Consider the following 17,604-nt stretch of genomic DNA (forward strand, 5'->3'; position numbering starts at 1 on the left):
CAAATAAAATTTTAGAATAAAATATTATACTTGATTTAATGTTGAATGAACTTCTTTAAGATGTTCTCTTATAGATATATTTTGAGGACATTTTGTTTCACATAATCCACATTCTTGGCAGTTATTTGCTTTAGCTTCTTTAGATAGAGAATTGTTATAAGCAAATGAATAACCTTTTATATCATTATACATAGAAGATTCATTATAAAGAGCAAAATTTTTAGGAATATTTACTCCAAAAGGACATGGCATACAATAGTTGCAGCCAGTACAATCTACTTTAATAAGTTTATTGTACATGTTTTTAGCTTCATTAACTAAATTTAATTCATAAGAATTCATAGAGTTTGGGAGAGAATTTTCGGCAATATTTATATTTTCAATTACTTGCTCTATTTCTCCCATACCACTTAAAATAGCAGTTACTTCTTCATGGTTCCATATCCATCTAAGGGCCCAATCAGCAGGACTTCTTTTTATTGGAGCTTTATTCCAAATATCTTGAACCTCTTTAGGTGGATTTTTCGCAAGTTTACCTCCTTTTAAAGGTTCCATAATTATTACAGCCATACCCTTTGATGCTGCATATTTAAGACCTTCTGTGCCTGCTTGATAATTTGTATCCATATAATTATATTGAATTTGACAAAAATCCCAATCATAAGAATCTACAATTTCTTTAAATACAGGAAGTTCATCGTGAAAAGAAAAACCAGGATGTTTAATTTTACCACTAATTACAGCTTCTTCAAGGAATTTAAATACATTTAATTCTTTTAATTTTTCCCATCTTTCCTTTGAAAGAGCATGAAGAAGATACATATCTATATGATCGGTTTGAAGTTTCTCAAGCTGATTATCTAAATATTTATGGAAATCTTCATATTTTTCTACAAGCCAAACAGGACATTTAGTTGCAAGATTTACCTTATCTCTATAACCATCCTTTAGAGCTTTACCAACTATGATTTCACTATTACCCTTATGATAAGGGTAAGCAGTGTCTATGTAATTTACACCATTATCTATTGAATATCGTATAAGTCTAATTGCTTCTTTTTCATCAATATTGCCATCATCTCCGTTTAAATAAGGAAGTCTCATACAGCCAAATCCTAGTGAAGATACTTTAAAATCAAATTTACCAAATTTTCTATATTGCAATGCAAACATCTCCTTTAAATAAATATAGTGGATTATTCCACAAAAGTATTTTTATTAAGAATTATTAATTGGATATAAATAAATGTAAATTTTTAAATATTATACAAAGTGTATAGTTCAAGTTAATTTACATTTATTATGGTTTAAGCATATAATAAATTTATAATTATAGATATTCATGATAAAAACTATGTATAGTTTAGTAAAATAATAACAAGAGCATAGAATATTTTTATTCTTATAAGAAAGGACTATTATTTCATCAAACGGTTACATCAGATTTTGAATCCTTGGATATCTAATAAACAATTTATTTTATACAATTATTATATATTAAAATCCGTTTTATAAAAATATGTATATAAAAATTTTTCTATTTTTAACAATAATATCACCATAACTATGTTTAAACTTACTAAAACTACAACTTTATTTATATTGACAAATATTTGCATTAAATATAAAATTATATACTATGTGTAATACATTAAGGATGTGTGGATATTATGTCTATTGAAGAAAAAGAATTTCAGTTTGAAAAGAATAAATTTGATAATACAAAAAAATGGTTGGAAAGTGAAATAAAATTAATAGAAAATAATGATATTGAACTTCAAAATAAAATTGCAGCACTAAAAAAACAAGCAAAAGGAAAATATAATGAAGAGTTAGAAACAACTCAAAAGCTATATGAAATAACTCATAAAAATCTTAAAAATTATAATGAGGCAAAAAAGGATCCTTATTTTGCAAGAATTGATTTTAGAGAATATAGAAAAGAAAATGAAAGTTTCTATATTGGAAAATTTGGGCTTGGTGATAGTAAAACGGGAGAAGAGGTTGTAATAGATTGGAGAGCACCTATTGCAGATTTATATTATAGTGGTACTCAAGGGGAAGTTTATTATAAAGCTCCCGTAGGTATAATTAATGGAGAGTTAAAACTTAAAAGAAAATTTTTAATTAAAAATAGTTGTCTTATAGATGCTTATGATGAAGGAATAAATGAAATTATTTTAAACTCAGGAGGAGAAGAAGGAAAGGCATTAGTAGATGAATTTTTAAAAATAAACTTAGAAGAAAGTGTAAGCAGTAAATTAAAAGAAGTTGTAGCTACTATACAAAAGGAGCAAAATAATATAATAAGAGCAGATAAAAATACCGTTGTTATAGTTCAAGGATCTGCAGGCTCAGGTAAAACAACTATAGCATTACATAGATTAGCATATCTTCTTTATAAATATAAGGATAAGCTTTCAGGTAAAGAAATTTTAGTTATAGCTCCAAATAAGCTTTTTTTAGATTATATATCTGAGGTACTACCTAATTTAGGTGTAGAAAAAGTAAAACAAAAAACTTTTGAAGAGATAAGTTTAGAAATATTAAATTTCAAAGCTAAAATTTATACAAAAGATAAAAAATTATCTCAAGTTCTAGAAGAAAAGAAAGAAGAAAATATTAAATATATAACAAATAGCAGTAAGCTTAAAGGAACAATGTTTTTTAAAACTATGATGGACAGATATATAAGATATTTAGAGATAAAAGATATAAATGTAAAAGATATTACTGTAGAAGATTACATACTTTTTGAAAGTAGTGAAATAAAAAGATTGTACGAAAAAGATATGAAACACCTTCCAATAAACAAAAGAAAAGATGAAATTAAAAGATATTTTAATCTTAAAATTAATGATAAAATAAAAAGTATCTTAGATAAAATTGATTTTTCTTATGAATATATGATTGCAAGGATAAAAAAAACAATGGAAGAAAGCGATGAGAGAAGAAAAAAACTTATAGAGATATATGATGAAAGAGATTTTAGAAAAAAAGAAATTACTAAAAAAGCTAAAGAAAACTTTGAAAAATATTTTAACGATTGGAAGGAAATAGATACCGCTAAATTATATATAAATCTATTTAATAATAATCAAATATTAAATGAGGTAAGTGGAGGAAAAATTCCAGAAAAGCTTGTTAAATATATTATTGATGAATTTTATAATAATTTAGAAAAAGGAATTATAGATAGTGATGATCTAGCAGCTATGTTGTATTTAAAATTTAAAATAGAGGGGATACCGCCTAAATATAAATTTAAACATATAGTTGTAGATGAAGCTCAAGATTATAGTCCTTTTCAGTTATATATATTAAAAAATATGGTTTTAAATAATTCTTTAACTATTGTAGGAGATATAGGTCAGGGAATATATTATTATAAAGGAATTGATAATTGGGAAAAACTAATAGATGATGTTTTTGAAAAAGATGCGGTATATATCCCTTTAACTCAAAGTTATAGATCTACGGTGGAAATAATTGAATTTGCAAATAAAGTATTAGAAAAACAAGAAAATAATTTAAAACCTGCTATGCCTGTTTTAAGACATGGTAAAAAACCTGAAATTATAAAATTTCAACTAAAAAGTGAATTTGCAAATAAAGTTGATGATATAGTTAAAGAAGTAAAAGAAATAGGTAAAAATAGTATTGCTATTATAGGAAGAACTTATGAAGAATGCAAAGTTATAAAAGACATTTTAAAAAAATACAGCATATTTGATTGGAAACTTGTAAAAGATACAGATAAGACATTAAATTTAGATAAAATAATAATACCAGTATATATGGTTAAAGGATTGGAGTTTGATTGCAGTATTATATATAATTGTAATGATACTAATTATAAAGTAGAAAAATTAGATAAAAAACTTCTTTATGTAGCACTTACTAGAGCTTTACATATTCAGTATATATTTTTTAATGGAGAAAAATCAAAACTAATTGAATAATATTATTTATTTTAGTATATTAATTTAATTTCTAAAATAAATAATATATATTATAATTATTTTAGAAAAATATGTTATTAAGAATTGAATAGTTATATAATAATAAAATATAAATTTTTAATTATTATAAATTATATTATGAAAGTTAATTTATAGCTCATTACAGTTTAATCATATTATGTATTAATTAATAACAATTTAACAGAAGGAGTATAAAAATGAATAAAGACAATATATTAAAAAAATTAGAAGAGTATAATATTAATGATATTAATATTATTGATTACAAAGAAAAAGACGTTTTAGTAGTTAGCTTTTATTATGATTTTGATGATGATGTTATAAATGCGGCAAAATCTTATGCAAATGATGAAAGTGAAGATGAAGAAGAGGGAGATATATGGTATGAAGAATTTTTTATACCATACTTAAATGATTATGCTATAGATGAGGTTGGTCAATACATAGAAGAAATAATGGAAGAGCTTGATATAGAAGCTCAGTTTGTTTCATACGAAATAGAAAAAGAAAATTATGATTATAGCGAATTTTTGGCGGTATTTTTCCCTAAAAATAAAACTATAACAATTGAAGAAGTAATAGAAAATATAGAAATTTAAGTAGTGATAAAAATATTTACTTAAATTAAATATTGAAAAAAAATTATAATGTGATAAAATAAAATTACACTAATTCAATTCCTGAGATGTGCGTGGCGCTTATAAGGTTCAACCACAGTAATATTAAGGGATTTGCAACAATTTTATAGGATGTCATGCTTCCAAAATAGGAAGAAGACAGAATATAAATGAGCTTAACCCACCTGCGAGAGTGCGGGTATGAACTAATAAGCTGTACGGCATGTTGGGATATATTTAAAAGATAATAAAAAAACCGCAGGTTTTAAACTTGCGGTTTTTTTTACAATATAATTAAATTTTAAGCAGCATTTTTAAGTATAATAATTTTTTTTGCAAATTTCATATTCTACTAGAAGTTTATCTAATTGCTGACTGCATTTTACTACAGATTTATCTGTTAGATTGTTGCTGCTTATTAAACCATATAGGATAGATCTTAGATTATCTATTTTTTTAGATAATATTTGAATCTGTAGCTCCATATAAACAACCTCATTTCATTTATATTATGTCTATGTATTTATATTGTACCAGTTTTTTTAAATAACGGAATACTCTTTAAAAGTCAAATTAACTAAAAAAACTACATAAATCACTATCTTTTACCTAATTTATATAAACAAAATAAAATACATTTATTACCAATATATCTTAACATATTGATAAAAGCGACATGTAAATAACTGTAAATGACGAAAAAAGTCAGAAATTTTTTGGAATATTAAAAAGGTAGATATAATATAATATCTACCTTTTTAATAATTTCTCCATAAAAGTTTATTAGTAACATCATATAAAATATTTTTACTTTCACAATTAGGAAGAGAATTAATTTTATTAAAAGCTCTTAAAGTATATTTTTTAGCTAAATCTCTTGCCTTATCTATTCCACCTAATTCTTTAGTAATATTAATAATTTTTTGTATATCAGAATCAGTATACTTATCTTTTGAAAGAATAGGTTCTAATTTGTGCTTGTCTGTTTTAAAAGCATAAATTAAGGGAATGGTAAATACTCCTTCTTTAAGATCATTACCTAATGGTTTACCAACATACTTAGGATCTCCATTATAATCTAATATATCATCTATTATTTGAAAAGCCATTCCTATGTCATAACCTATTTTGGATAAAATTTTTACAAGCTCTCCACTACATCCGCTTTCATATGAACCAATATAAAAACTTAAGGAAAATAAAGCGGCAGTTTTTGCAGATATTCTTTTTAAATATTTTTTTATGCTTAAGTTTTGAGAATAACGAGAAGAAAATTGTTCTATTTCTCCAGTACATATATCAAAAATTACATTAGAAAGTAATTTCATATTATCTGTAGAGGCGTTAACTGATAATGACATAAAACATTTAGCAAATAGTATATCACCCATAAAAACAGCATAATCTTTACCATATTTTGATTGAATAGTTTCTCTACCCCTTCTTGTTCTTGCATCATCTATAATATCATCATGTACTAAAGTTGCCATATGAAGCATTTCTATTACAGCAGCTAAGTTACATATTTTATCTCTTTCATAATTTCCAAAACCAGAGGATATTAATAAAAAACCTGGTCTTAATAACTTACCACCAGAATTTATTAAATCAAGCAATGCTTCTTCAATAACTTTTTCTCGATTCTTTACATTTGATTTCATTATTTCTAGTACATATTCAAGATCTGCCTTAAGAGAGGGATATTTATCCCAAAATTTATTCATTTAATCACCCTTAAAAGATTTATTATTTTTTATAGTCGGATAAAAAGGTAGTTTTTTAATATATAACATTAAATATCTAGAAGTTATACCAACAAAAAAACCAGTTCCTATTCCAGCTACAGAAAGAATAGGAAGATATATAATTATATTAGTATTATGGATAACTAATGCAGCAATAATAATTTGACCTAAATTATGAAAAAAAGCTCCAGTTATACTTACACCTATAATACTTATATATTGTTTACCAATTTTTTTTATAAAATACATTGATAAAGTACTAAAAACTCCACCAGCAATACTATATAATAAACTAGACATTGAACCAGCAAAAAAAGTAGAAAGAATTATTCTTAATATCATTACTAAAAAAGCATCTTTGAGTGTAAAAAGATATAAACAGATAACAGTTATAATATTTGAAAGACCAAGTTTTGCACCAGGTGCTATAAATGGTATAGGCATCATTCCTTCAACTAAATATAAAATAAGAGCTTGAGCTACAAGTACAGATATAAATGTCATCTTATTTATTTTTTTCATGTAAACCTCCATTAAAAGGACAATTCATCAGCTTCTTCATTTTCTCCTTTAATTTGAACTACTAACTTGTGAGGCAAGCATACTAGCATACTACCAGGAGTACTTATAGCACCATCTTGTATACATATTTTATCTGGACAGTCTGAATCAATTATCCTAACTTTTCCATTTGAAATTTCTACAATATTTTTGCCTAAATCACTTTCTACTACAATTTTCTCATTTATATTATTATCTAGGGGAAGCCTCTTATAAAGCTTCCCCTTTAATTCAATTTCAACATATTTATTATTATAATTTTTATTAGAATTTATAAATGGAATTGCAGAGGAACCTAATGCTATAATTATTAATATTATTATAATTATTATATCTAATGGTTTAAGTTTCATAAAGATTCCCCGTTTCTTAATATTATTTACATATTTTCTAAATATAAATAAGTTTTTTTAGCAATGGAAGTTTTATTCCAAAGCTTTTTTAATTTTGGCATTATATAATAATCAAGACCTAAAACTCGGCCAGCACCACCCATTAGTGCAATGGAGCTAAAGAAATACCATAATATATCCCAGCCAGCCATAGCTGATAATATAAAATTTACAACCATGAATGCAGAAACTGCACTAGCAATAAATGTAAATAATCCAGCAAGTAATGCAAGTCCCATACCTATTTCTACAAATACAACAATTCTTTGGAACCAAATGGCAATTTCAGGAGTAGGTATTAAAAATTTCATTATTGCTTTATAGAAACCTGGCATTTTAGAGATTATAGGAGTAGGCCATGCTGCTGCTCCAGCTGTTGCAGAAGCACTGCTTGCAGCTTCAGCTGTTGCAGAAGCTCCGGAAGTACTTGCGGCAGTTAGCCATTCAAAAGGCATTTTTATATTTCCTGCTTTAAGCCAGCTATCATCACCAATTCCTTTAAATAAATTAGTTAAATTTTTAAAGCTTGATGTAGCAGTATTCCAGTAAGATTCTCCAAAAAATTTTTTAAGCCCCTCTAATAACCACATTACACCTACATATAATCTTAGTGGGAAAAGCCAAAAAGAATGTGATTTTATTGAAGCATGACCTCCAAGTATGTTACGTCTTTCTTTAACATGAAAAAATTCATGATTTAAATAAGCACAAACTGCGTTTACGCCAGCAACTCCAAATAAATAATGTAAATTTACTAAATGTTTCATAAGCATTGCAAAGAAACCAGACATTGATATGCCAGCTAAAGATGCCACTGCATATCTGCTTCCTATAGAAACCATAAGTCCATGATAATTTGATTTATGAGACTTCTTTTCTTTGTTTTCCATATCAGAAATTATATTATAAACAGCTGTTTCAGATGTTTGAAGAGCAGTTTCAACTATTTGAGGAAGTCCTTTTCCGTTCTCTTCCAAATATGAATTATCACCAACTACATATACATTTTTATAATCAACAGATTGCATATATTCATTAGTTACAATTCTACCAGCTCTTCCAGTTTTAAGACCTAAATTTGCCGCAAATTTACTTGCTTGAACACCGCATGTCCAAATGAGAGTATTTGTTTGAATTTGTCTTCCATTTTTTAAAGTTATAAAATCTTTATCTACACTTATAATTGGAGAACTCTTTAAAACTTCTACTCCTTTTTTTAACAGATATTTTTCTGATTTAGTTATAAGTTTATCATTTAATATAGGAAGTATTTTATCTAATGCTTCAACCAATATAAGATTTACTTCTTTTTCATCTATATCGTATTTTTTGCAAAGAGTTTTTTTCCATTCTATTAATTCACCAATAGTTTCAACACCTGTAAAACCTGCTCCAGCTACAACGAAAGTAAGCATTTTTTTTCTTTTATCAGCATTTTTTTCTTTAGCTGCTTTTCTAAACATATTTTCAATATGTTCTCTTATTTTTAATGCATCTTCTAAAGACCAAACTGTAAATCCATTTTCTTCAACACCTGGAACGCCAAAGAATGCAGGTTCACTTCCAGCACCTAAAATAAGATAATCGTAATCGTAAGTATTATCTTCAGATTTTAGCTTTTGAGTTTTAAAATCAATTGATTTTATTTCATCTAGAACTACATTAACTCTTTTCCCACTGAATATTCTTTTTAAACTTATTTTTACGCTATCTTCTTCAACTCTTCCACCAGCAACTTCATGAAGTTCAGTCATTAATGTATGATAAGGATCTTTACCGATCAATGTAATTTCTACATTAGTATTTTTTTTAAATTTTTTATGGAGTAATTTAGCAGAATGAATTCCTGCATACCCTGTACCGAGTATGACTATTTTTGTTGTATCTTCCATTTTTAATATTAGACCTCCTCAAGTTTGATAATATTTTAATAAAGTGTAAAATATCTATATATATATTTTATACAAAAATATATATTATGTCTATGAAAAATAATAAGTAAATTATAAATTTAACAAAGAAAAATAAAAATATCTATAAATTTATTAAAAAAATTCATTTTCAATATGATATTTAATAATATATTGACAATGAAAACCATTAGTGATAACATCTTGAAAAATGGAGGAATAGATATGAAAAATATAAAGAAATCAAATAATTTAATTGTAAATTTTATTATAGTTACAGTTTTAACTTTCAATTTATCAGGATGTGCAAAAAATACATTTGAACCGGTAGAAAAGACAGAAATAATACTAGGTACTCCATGTACTATAAAATTATACGATCATATATCCGATAGCACTTTTACCCAAGTTTTTGATAGATTAAAAGATATAGAAAATAAAATGAGTATAAATAAAGAAAAAAGTGAAGTTATTGATATAAATAATAATTCAGGAATAGATTATGTTAAAGTATCTGAGGATACTTTTGAAGTAATAAAAAAAGGACTATATTTTAGCAGTTTATATGAAAAGTTTGATATAACTATAGGACCGTTAGTTAAGCTTTGGAATATAAGTTTTGATAACGCATCTAAAGCTAGAATTCCAAGTGATGAAGAAATAAAATCAAAACTTCCTTTAGTAAATTATAAAAATGTTGTTTTAAATGAAAATGAAAAAAAAGTTATGTTAAAACAAAAGGGCATGATGCTCGATTTAGGAGGCATTGCTAAAGGATATGCAGCCGATGAAGCTGTAAAAATATTAAAAGAGAATGGAGTTGAACATGCAATAGTAAATTTAGGAGGCAATGTTATGACTTTAGGAGGAAGACCTGATGGACAGCCTTGGACTATAGGAATTCAACATCCATTTTCACAAAGAGGAAATTATGTAGGTACTGTAAAAGTATCTAATCAAACTGTTGTTACTTCTGGTATATATGAAAGATATATAAAGGTTGGAGATAAAATATATCATCATATATTAGATAAAGATACAGGATATCCTATAGATAATAATCTTTTAAGTGTTACTATAATTACCAATAAATCAGTAGATGGTGATGGACTTTCAAAAGTATTTGCATTAGGGGTAAAAAAAGGTATTGAATTTATTGAAAAAATGAATAATGTTGACGCTATATTTATAACTAAAGATAATAAAATATTTATAACTAAAGGAATTAAGGATAATTTTAAACTTACAGATACAAATTTTGAAATTTTAGAATTAAAATAGAATTATTGAATTAATAGTTATATAATGTAATTAGGAATGTTATAAAAGTAAATCCTATATATAAAGATATAAAACAGCAAAGTTATGAGGTGAAAATTATGAATGCTTATGAATTAGTAAAAAGAATAAATTATCTATATAAAAAAAGTCAAGAAATTGGACTTTCAGATGAAGAAAAACAAGAGCAAAAGATTTTAAGACAAAAATACATAGATAATGTAAAAAGAAATTTTAAGGCACAACTTGATATGATAGAGAAAAAATAAAATAATAATAAATTTAACAAATTAAGGGTGAGCAGTATGGGAGTAACAATAGAGAATTTAATAGAAGATTTGAAACTTGAAGTGATAGTTCAAGGTAAGCCCAATAAAGAAATAACATTAAGTGATACAAATAGACCAGGACTTCAATTTTCTGGGTTTTACAATTATTTTGCAAATGAGAGAGTACAGATAGTTGGTATGGCAGAGTGGAGCTTTTTAGATGCTATGCAACCAGAACTTAGAAAAAAAAGACTAAAAAAATTTTTTCAATTTGAAACGCCTTGTGTAATAATAAGTAGAGGATTAGAGCCTCATGATGAATTTATTAAATCAGCTGAAGAAAATAATAGATGGGTACTTAGAACAAATAGCATAACTACTCGCTTTATAAGCAAAATGACAAATTATCTTGATGATAAGTTAGCTCCAGAAACTAGAATGCATGGAGTGCTTGTTGATGTATATGGAATAGGAATACTTATAACAGGTGAAAGTGGTATAGGTAAAAGTGAGACTGCTTTAGAACTTATTAAAAGAGGTCATAGATTAGTAGCAGATGATGCTGTTGACATAAAAGAAATAGATGGAATTTTAAAGGGAAGAGCACCTTATATAACTTCAGGAATGATGGAAGTTAGAGGCATGGGAATAATAGATGTGCCTGCACTTTATGGGTTAAGTTCTGTTCTTACAGAAAAAACTATAAATATGGTTATTTATTTAGAACAATGGAAAAATGATGAAGATTATGATAGATTAGGTATAGATCAAGATTATATTGATATTTTAAATGTGCCAGTAAGAAAAATGGTTCTTCCAATAAGACCAGGAAGAAATTTAGCTGTTATAATCGAAGCCGCAGCTGCTAATTATAGATACAGCTTAAATTCAAAAGTTACTCCAGTAGATACTATAAATAAAAGAATTGGTTTAGGTAAATAAATACATTAAGGTTTAATGTAAACTTATGAGACTTCCCAAGTAAAATTATTTAGAATAATTACATGAGCTCTTGTAGATAATAAATTTAGAATTTGCTGGCAGGTGAGCTTATGTATGTTTTTGATATATCAAATAATTTTAAAGAAGTTAAAGAAAACCTTAAAATTGAAAAGAGCAGATACTGGATACTTTTAAAAGCAGATGAAATTTATAAAATAAAAAATATGTTCATTTTAGATGAAGAAGCACTTAACGAATGTATTAATTTAGATCAGTTCCCTAAATTAAATTTTTTTTCTGGATATATATTTATAGTATTTAATATACTTCAATACTATAACGATGAAGTTATATCTAAAGAATTAAATATTTTTTTAAGCAAAGATTATATTATAACTGTTTATAAAGAAGAATTAAGTATAATAGAAGATTTGCTAAATGACATAAAAAGGCTTAAAAATGTTTTTTTATTAAAAGATAGGCCTTATCCTTCAATTGTTTTATATTATATTCTTGATAGAATAATATTGAGAAACTATCATGTTATATCTTCATTAGAAGAATATGCTGATAGAATAGAAATAAATATTTTAAAAAGTTTAAAACAGGAACAAATAGATGAACTTATACATTTAAGAAGGCAAGTTTATAAAATAAGAAAATATTTAAATCCATTAAGATATATAGGAGATGGCCTAATAAGTAATGAAAATTATATAATTGAAGATGAAAATTTAAAATATTTTAAAGATTTAAATATTAAAATTGAAAAACTTATGCTTTCTCTTGAAAGCTTAGTTACAGATTTGGCGTTAGTTAGAGAAACTTTTGAATCTGAAATATCTAATAAAACTAATGAACTTATGAAGGCATTTACCCTTATAGCATCTATTTTTTTACCACTCAATTTAATAACAAGTATGTATGGAATGAATTTTGATAACCTTCCTTTTATGAAATTAAAAAATGGATATTATATAATAATTTCTATAATGGGATTTATTTCAGGAATACTTTTTTATTTATTTAGAAAAAAAAGATGGTTATAAAGTAAATTTGAAAATATATTTTTAATTTGATAATATAAATATATATTTATATGTAAAGGAGGCACAATATGGTTAAAAATGATTTAACTAAAAAATATGAATATGCTTGGGAAAGATATTCAAAAGATGATTTAAATAAAGTATTTTCTTTAGGTGAAAAATATAAAAATTTCATGTCAAGATGTAAAACTGAAAGAGAATGTGTAAGCTATTTTATAGAGGAAGCAGAAAAGGCTGGATATAAAAATATAGAAACACTAATTAAAGAAAATGTGAAATTAAAGCCAGGAGATAAGGTATATGCAAACAATATGAATAAAACTTTGGCTTTATTTGTTATAGGGACAGAACCTTTTGAAAAAGGACTTAAAATATTAGGAGCACACGTTGATTCACCAAGACTTGATTTAAAACAAAATCCTCTTTATGAAGATACAGATCTAGCTATGCTTGAAACACATTATTATGGAGGAATTAAAAAGTATCAGTGGGTTGCAATTCCTCTTGCAATTCATGGTGTATTTGTAAAAAAAGATGGGACTTTTGTAAATGTAGTAATTGGCGAAGATGAAGGAGATCCTGTAGTAGGCATATCTGATCTTTTAATACATTTATCTTCTGATCAGCTTCAAAAAAAACTTGACAAAGCTATAGAAGGTGAAGATTTAAATATTTTAATTGGTAGTATTCCAATTGAAGATAAAGATGTTAAAGAAAGAGTTAAAGCAAATATTCTTAAATTATTAAATGATAAATATGGTATAGTTGAAGAAGATTTTGTATCAGCAGAACTTGAAGTAGTGCCAGCTGGTGCTGCTAGAGATTATGGATTAGACAGAAGTATGATAATGGCATATGGACATGACGATAGAGTTTGTGCATATACTTCTTTTGAAGCACTTTTAAAGATTGAAAATACAGATAAAACTTGTGTAGCATTATTTGTTGATAAAGAAGAAATAGGGAGTGTTGGAGCTACTGGAATGCATTCTAAATTTTTTGAAAATACAGTAAGTGAACTTATGGAACTTCGTGGTGAATATAGTAGTTTAAAATTAAAAAGAACTCTTGCAAATTCAAAGATGTTATCTTCAGATGTTAGTGCTGCTTATGATCCTAATTTCCCATCTGTAATGGAAAAGAAAAATACTGCTTATTTTGGTAAAGGAATAGTGTTTAATAAATATACAGGATCAAGAGGTAAATCAGGTTCAAATGATGCTAATCCTGAATTTATTGCAGAACTTAGAAGTATTATGGAAAAACATGGAGTTGTTTGGCAGACAGCGGAACTTGGTAAGGTAGATCAAGGCGGCGGCGGTACTATAGCTTATATACTTGCTGAATATAATATGCAGGTAATAGATTGTGGAGTTGCTCTTCAAAATATGCATGCACCTTGGGAAGTTGCAAGCAAAGCAGACATATATGAAGCTGTAAAGGCATATTACGCATTTTTAAAAGAAGCATAAAAAACCATAAAAAATAAATTTAAGCCTTAGGCAATATAAACTGCTAAGGCTTAAATTTATTTTTCCATTAAATACTTACATAGACTAAAAAGGTTATAATGGGCTTGAATTCCTTCCATATCTATATAATCCATTGGATAAATACCATCCCAAGGATAAACAGATAAATATTTTTCATTATATACATTTATGATATATTTTTCTTTTTTAAATGTAATAAACAATTTATAAGAAGGCTTTTCAGGAAGTTCTTTAGGCTTTTCTATAAAATTTGAAATTTTTAAAGATTTACTAAAATTTTTTATTATTTCAATATCTTCTTGTGAAAGTTCCTTTTCTTTATAAAAATTTGTATCTAAAACATTAATTTTAAAAGAAGATTCCATCTTTAAGTTTTTTAATAAATTATTGGTATAATAATAATTATTAGCCTTTTTTTTACTTACATTAAAATTGTTAATAGTATAATTTCCAAGTTTAATTGTACAACTTGTTACAAAAAGAGGTATTAATAGTATGACTATGTATAAATATTTTTTTTTCATTACCTCACCTTAATATTTCATATTCTAAAAATAATTTATGTATAAAATTTTATTATTATTACTTTGAATTTTAATATTAAAATTTAAATTTCAAAAGTTATACATAAAAAATATATATAAATTAAAATGAAAAATTAAACTGCCATATTTTATAGAAACTGGCAGTTTAATTATGTATGTTATTTGTGTATTAAATTTTAATTATATAAATTTAATACTTGGGAATTTAGTACTATTTTAGTTTGTCTATATAAATTTTCATATCTTCTATTGTCATAAGACCAGTATGTGTATATACTATATTACCATTTTCATCTATAAAAAATGATGTAGGGATGGAAACAACATTATATTTATCCGCAACAGAAGTATCTTCATTTATTAGTACAGGAAAAGTATATTTATTATTTTCTATAAATTTTTCTACTGTATATTTATCGTCACCTAAGTTAACAGCTAATATAATTAAATTAGAATTTTTAGTTTCTTCATAAAGTTTTTGTATATCAGGCATTTCTTTTTGGCAAGGTCCACACCAGCTAGCCCAAAAATTTAAAAAAATTTTTTTCCCCTTATAGTCATTTAATGATATTTCTTTTCCACTTAAATCACTTAATTTAAAATCAGGGGCTTTAATTTTATAATTTTCTAATGTATTTTTATCATTAAAATTTATAGATGTATTTTTTGAATTTGAAGATGTATTATTTTTATTTATGGATAAATTATTGTTATTAGTATTATTGGCATTTTTATTAGATTTAGTATAATTATACATTGTATATAATGATATAATTATTAAAATTAATAGAATTAATTTTATTATTTTTTTCATTTAAAAATCTCCTTTATAAAAAATTTAAATATTGATTTAATATTCCTAATTTATTTGTAAATATAAGTGAGCCAAATATAATCAAAAATATCCCACTTAATACTGAAATTGTTTTTATATATTTATTAAAAATTTTTATTTTAGATATTAAGCTATCTATAGTTAATGCTGAAAATATAAATGGTATACCAAGACCTAATGAATAAAATATTAAAAGTATAATTCCATCAACTATGGTTTCCATATTACCTGCATAAGCCAAAATAGAAGACAATATAGGCCCCACACAAGGAGTCCATCCTGTAGCAAAAGCCATACCCATTAAGATAGAAGTAAAAGTACCATTGCTTTTACTAAAAGAAAAAAATTTTTTTTCGCGATAAAATAAATTTATTTTAAAAATACCTGTTATATGTAATCCAAAAATAAATATTAAAATACCTGATATTTTTCTAAATAGAATTTTATTTTTTATAAAAATTTTCCCAAGAGAAGTAACAGAAACTCCCATTAAAACAAATATAATAGAAAAACCAATAACAAATCCAATGGATTTATAAAGGACATAAAAATAAGATTTTTTATTATTAGTTTCATTTATATTGGAGCCTGTTATATAACTTATATAAGCAGGAACTAATGGTAAAATACAAGGAGAGAGAAAAGATATAACTCCTGCAGAAAATGCCAATAGTAATGATATATTCATTTTAGTATCACCTTCTTAAGAAAAAATATTACAGTAATTATATATCATAATATTACGATATATAGATATAATATCATAACATTTAAAAATTTACAAAATATTATATGAAAATTTTGTAAATAATTTTCATATAATATTTAAAATTAACTATAATTTAATTTTATTAAAATAATTATAGTTTAAAGTATTACTTTTTTACTTGAAATAAAATATTCTTAATGATAAAATCAAAATAGAGATACAGAAAAGGTTTTCTAAGAGGTGAATTTATGTCTGCAACTATAAATGATGTAGCTAAGGAAGCAGGAGTTTCTATAACTACAGTATCTAGAGTATTAAATAATAATTATCCAGTAAAAAAAGAAACAAGAATAAAAATTGAAAATGCTATTAAAAAATTAAATTATAAACCTAATGCCATGGCAAGAAGCTTAATTACAAAAAAAACTTCTACTCTTGGTATTATAGTTCCAGGTATTACAAATTTATTTTTCCCAACTATAGTTGAAGCTATAGAAGATGTATCTAAAAGTTTAGGGTACAGTATATTACTTTGTAATACTCGTGGAAATAAAGATGAGGAAATTAGTCTTGTTGAACAACTTATATCAAAGCAGGTAGATGGAATAATTATAATAGATCCTAATAGTGATAATTTAAAAAAGGGATTTTATGATAAAATTTCTAATAACATACCACTTATAATTGTAAGTGGTGAGCCATATGGATTAAATTGCAGTTTTGTATGCTATGATGAAAAAATAGGGACAATGGAAGCTTTTGAATATTTATTAAGTTTAAATCATAAAAAAATTGCATTTATAAGAGGTAATAAAAGTTTTTCTTATGATATTAAAGAAAAAATTTATAAACAGATATTAAAAGATAACAATCTTAATTATGAAAAAATAATAAATGTAGGGGAAGGAAATACCATTGAAGTAGTAGAAAAAACTGAAAAAATAATGGAAAAATTTTTAATTTGTAAAGATAAACCTACTGCAATATTTGCTTGCAATGATTTAATGGCAGTAGGCGTAATAAATGCATGCAATAAATTAAAAATAAAAATTCCAAAAGAAATTTCATTAATAGGTTTTGATAATACCATGTTATCTAACATAACTCAACCTAAACTTACAACAATAGATTTAAATATGAAAGAAGTAGGTCATATTTCAGCTAAAGAAGTAATAAATCTTATAGAAAATAAAAATGAAGAAAGAAAAAAAATAATATTAAATACTAAGCTTGTTATAAAAGAAAGTACAGAAAAAATAAATATATAAACTATAAA

At 25.1% G+C, this 17,604-nt stretch carries 17 protein-coding genes and 1 other RNA gene; 9 read left to right on the top strand and 9 right to left on the bottom strand.

The genetic code is table 11. From position 1 onward, the window contains the following. Nucleotides 1-24 precede the first annotated feature (24 nt). Nucleotides 25-1,164: an aldo/keto reductase gene (locus EGD97_RS00535; RefSeq protein WP_078681073.1), complete on the bottom strand. Its 1,140-nt coding sequence runs from the start codon at nucleotides 1,162-1,164 to the stop codon at nucleotides 25-27. Between the two features lie 506 nt (nucleotides 1,165-1,670). On the opposite strand from EGD97_RS00535, the gene helD reads away from it, so the two are divergent. From helD to ssrS, 3 genes are all read left to right on the top strand, one after another. Beyond that, a complete protein-coding gene (helD, locus tag EGD97_RS00540) occupies nucleotides 1,671-3,962 on the top strand; it encodes an RNA polymerase recycling motor HelD (protein WP_127836336.1) in 2,292 nt (763 codons plus the stop codon). Nucleotides 3,963-4,180: 218 nt separating this feature from the next. Continuing rightward, nucleotides 4,181-4,582, top strand: a complete 402-nt coding sequence (locus EGD97_RS00545; protein WP_127836337.1) for a hypothetical protein — start codon at nucleotides 4,181-4,183, stop codon at nucleotides 4,580-4,582. A gap of 75 nt (nucleotides 4,583-4,657) precedes the next feature. Further along, a non-coding RNA gene (ssrS, locus tag EGD97_RS00550) (6S RNA) lies at nucleotides 4,658-4,837 on the top strand. Between the two features lie 77 nt (nucleotides 4,838-4,914). Here ssrS and EGD97_RS00555 read toward each other — a convergent pair. The 5 genes from EGD97_RS00555 to EGD97_RS00575 form a co-directional block, all read right to left on the bottom strand. Beyond that, complete coding sequence (locus EGD97_RS00555) at nucleotides 4,915-5,085, bottom strand: aspartyl-phosphate phosphatase Spo0E family protein (RefSeq protein ID WP_078681070.1); 171 nt, start codon at nucleotides 5,083-5,085, stop codon at nucleotides 4,915-4,917. A 273-nt stretch (nucleotides 5,086-5,358) separates the two neighbouring features. Further along, nucleotides 5,359-6,324, bottom strand: a complete 966-nt coding sequence (locus EGD97_RS00560; protein ID WP_078681069.1) for a polyprenyl synthetase family protein — start codon at nucleotides 6,322-6,324, stop codon at nucleotides 5,359-5,361. Next, a complete protein-coding gene (locus EGD97_RS00565) occupies nucleotides 6,325-6,867 on the bottom strand; it encodes a Gx transporter family protein (RefSeq protein WP_127836338.1) in 543 nt (180 codons plus the stop codon). Between the two features lie 11 nt (nucleotides 6,868-6,878). Continuing rightward, nucleotides 6,879-7,259, bottom strand: a complete 381-nt coding sequence (locus tag EGD97_RS00570; protein WP_078681067.1) for a NusG domain II-containing protein — start codon at nucleotides 7,257-7,259, stop codon at nucleotides 6,879-6,881. Nucleotides 7,260-7,285: 26 nt separating this feature from the next. Continuing rightward, a complete protein-coding gene (locus EGD97_RS00575) occupies nucleotides 7,286-9,190 on the bottom strand; it encodes an FAD-dependent oxidoreductase (protein ID WP_127836339.1) in 1,905 nt (634 codons plus the stop codon). A gap of 243 nt (nucleotides 9,191-9,433) precedes the next feature. On the opposite strand from EGD97_RS00575, the gene EGD97_RS00580 reads away from it, so the two are divergent. From EGD97_RS00580 to EGD97_RS00600, 5 genes are all read left to right on the top strand, one after another. Beyond that, a complete protein-coding gene (locus EGD97_RS00580; RefSeq protein ID WP_078681065.1) occupies nucleotides 9,434-10,489 on the top strand; it encodes an FAD:protein FMN transferase in 1,056 nt (351 codons plus the stop codon). Nucleotides 10,490-10,587: 98 nt separating this feature from the next. Beyond that, complete coding sequence (locus EGD97_RS00585; protein WP_078681064.1) at nucleotides 10,588-10,755, top strand: DUF896 domain-containing protein; 168 nt, start codon at nucleotides 10,588-10,590, stop codon at nucleotides 10,753-10,755. 36 nt (nucleotides 10,756-10,791) lie between these two features. Continuing rightward, nucleotides 10,792-11,697 carry an HPr(Ser) kinase/phosphatase gene (hprK, locus tag EGD97_RS00590; RefSeq protein ID WP_127836340.1) on the top strand — a complete coding sequence of 302 codons (906 nt, stop codon included), beginning with the start codon at nucleotides 10,792-10,794 and terminating at the stop codon, nucleotides 11,695-11,697. A 110-nt stretch (nucleotides 11,698-11,807) separates the two neighbouring features. Further along, on the top strand, nucleotides 11,808-12,746 hold the full coding sequence (locus EGD97_RS00595; protein WP_078681062.1) for a magnesium transporter CorA family protein: 939 nt from the start codon (nucleotides 11,808-11,810) through the stop codon (nucleotides 12,744-12,746). A gap of 68 nt (nucleotides 12,747-12,814) precedes the next feature. Then, nucleotides 12,815-14,218, top strand: a complete 1,404-nt coding sequence (locus EGD97_RS00600; RefSeq protein ID WP_078681061.1) for an aminopeptidase — start codon at nucleotides 12,815-12,817, stop codon at nucleotides 14,216-14,218. A gap of 56 nt (nucleotides 14,219-14,274) precedes the next feature. Here EGD97_RS00600 and EGD97_RS00605 read toward each other — a convergent pair whose 3' ends face one another. From EGD97_RS00605 to EGD97_RS00615, 3 genes are all read right to left on the bottom strand, one after another. Beyond that, nucleotides 14,275-14,763, bottom strand: a complete 489-nt coding sequence (locus EGD97_RS00605; protein WP_078681060.1) for a DUF4883 family protein — start codon at nucleotides 14,761-14,763, stop codon at nucleotides 14,275-14,277. Between the two features lie 232 nt (nucleotides 14,764-14,995). Continuing rightward, nucleotides 14,996-15,598, bottom strand: a complete 603-nt coding sequence (locus tag EGD97_RS00610; protein WP_078681059.1) for a TlpA family protein disulfide reductase — start codon at nucleotides 15,596-15,598, stop codon at nucleotides 14,996-14,998. 13 nt (nucleotides 15,599-15,611) lie between these two features. Continuing rightward, the gene (locus tag EGD97_RS00615) at nucleotides 15,612-16,307 is read right to left on the bottom strand and encodes a cytochrome c biogenesis CcdA family protein (RefSeq protein ID WP_078681058.1); all 696 of its coding nucleotides are present in this window, start codon (nucleotides 16,305-16,307) and stop codon (nucleotides 15,612-15,614) included. A 269-nt stretch (nucleotides 16,308-16,576) separates the two neighbouring features. Between EGD97_RS00615 and EGD97_RS00620 the strand changes: the two genes are divergently transcribed. Then, on the top strand, nucleotides 16,577-17,596 hold the full coding sequence (locus EGD97_RS00620; protein ID WP_078681057.1) for a LacI family DNA-binding transcriptional regulator: 1,020 nt from the start codon (nucleotides 16,577-16,579) through the stop codon (nucleotides 17,594-17,596). Nucleotides 17,597-17,604: the final 8 nt, after the last annotated feature.

The sequence above is a fragment of the Clostridium prolinivorans genome, from assembly GCF_004011155.1.
In the GTDB taxonomy this organism is placed as follows: Bacteria; Bacillota; Clostridia; order Clostridiales; family Clostridiaceae; genus Clostridium_AT; species Clostridium_AT prolinivorans.

Coding starts and splice junctions, on each gene's coding strand:
- helD (WP_127836336.1), top strand. CDS start 1,671: ATGTCTATTGAAGAAAAAGAATTTCAGTTTGAAAAGAATAAATTTGAT.
- EGD97_RS00545 (WP_127836337.1), top strand. CDS start 4,181: ATGAATAAAGACAATATATTAAAAAAATTAGAAGAGTATAATATTAAT.
- EGD97_RS00555 (WP_078681070.1), bottom strand. CDS start 5,085: ATGGAGCTACAGATTCAAATATTATCTAAAAAAATAGATAATCTAAGA.
- EGD97_RS00560 (WP_078681069.1), bottom strand. CDS start 6,324: ATGAATAAATTTTGGGATAAATATCCCTCTCTTAAGGCAGATCTTGAA.
- EGD97_RS00565 (WP_127836338.1), bottom strand. CDS start 6,867: ATGAAAAAAATAAATAAGATGACATTTATATCTGTACTTGTAGCTCAA.
- EGD97_RS00570 (WP_078681067.1), bottom strand. CDS start 7,259: ATGAAACTTAAACCATTAGATATAATAATTATAATAATATTAATAATT.
- EGD97_RS00575 (WP_127836339.1), bottom strand. CDS start 9,190: ATGGAAGATACAACAAAAATAGTCATACTCGGTACAGGGTATGCAGGA.
- EGD97_RS00580 (WP_078681065.1), top strand. CDS start 9,434: ATGAAAAATATAAAGAAATCAAATAATTTAATTGTAAATTTTATTATA.
- EGD97_RS00585 (WP_078681064.1), top strand. CDS start 10,588: ATGAATGCTTATGAATTAGTAAAAAGAATAAATTATCTATATAAAAAA.
- hprK (WP_127836340.1), top strand. CDS start 10,792: ATGGGAGTAACAATAGAGAATTTAATAGAAGATTTGAAACTTGAAGTG.
- EGD97_RS00595 (WP_078681062.1), top strand. CDS start 11,808: ATGTATGTTTTTGATATATCAAATAATTTTAAAGAAGTTAAAGAAAAC.
- EGD97_RS00600 (WP_078681061.1), top strand. CDS start 12,815: ATGGTTAAAAATGATTTAACTAAAAAATATGAATATGCTTGGGAAAGA.
- EGD97_RS00605 (WP_078681060.1), bottom strand. CDS start 14,763: ATGAAAAAAAAATATTTATACATAGTCATACTATTAATACCTCTTTTT.
- EGD97_RS00610 (WP_078681059.1), bottom strand. CDS start 15,598: ATGAAAAAAATAATAAAATTAATTCTATTAATTTTAATAATTATATCA.
- EGD97_RS00615 (WP_078681058.1), bottom strand. CDS start 16,307: ATGAATATATCATTACTATTGGCATTTTCTGCAGGAGTTATATCTTTT.
- EGD97_RS00620 (WP_078681057.1), top strand. CDS start 16,577: ATGTCTGCAACTATAAATGATGTAGCTAAGGAAGCAGGAGTTTCTATA.